The 440-nt window shown below is 39.3% G+C and carries 1 protein-coding gene; it reads left to right on the top strand.

Annotation, left to right across the window (positions count from 1 at the left end):
• Positions 1-211: 211 nt before the first annotated feature.
• Positions 212-440: hypothetical protein (locus tag CHM34_RS19645; RefSeq protein WP_206093851.1), on the top strand; the 229-nt coding region annotated here is incomplete at its 3' end.

Below are 440 nucleotides of genomic sequence, written 5' to 3'. Positions count from 1 at the left end.
TTCCTAGTTAGAGGATACTCTAGAGAGAAATAGACAAAGGAAAGATGAAAGTGCCCCCGTCAAGGATACCATATCCCTTGCAGTTCATTCTAGATCTGCAGTTTCCAAGGTGAAGAAGTAGAAAACCTTGTCTATACTTGGGCAAGATCCAAAAATAGGGCACCTAACAATGGAGATAGCCAAGCCTGATAGAGAAGGAATAATTTAAGATATGACTACTGATGATTTTACTCTACACTCAGTGAACCTTGGAGAGGCCAGAAATGACACCAAGGTTGGCTTGTTGAAGTTGACCAATGAAGTAATTGAGGGACAATTAGAAAACCTGAAGTTGTCAAAAGTTAGGATGAAGGCTGATATAGAAGAGTTGAACAGATTCATAAGTCAATTGGTCACTCCATTGGCAACTATCTCTGGAGTATCAGTAATAAGAAATCCTA

This window comes from Paludifilum halophilum (genome assembly GCF_002245355.1).
GTDB lineage: Bacteria > Bacillota > Bacilli > Thermoactinomycetales > DSM-45169 > Paludifilum > Paludifilum halophilum.
The sequence above is the reverse complement of the archived record's forward strand: the minus strand, read 5'-3'. Positions and strand labels throughout refer to the sequence as shown.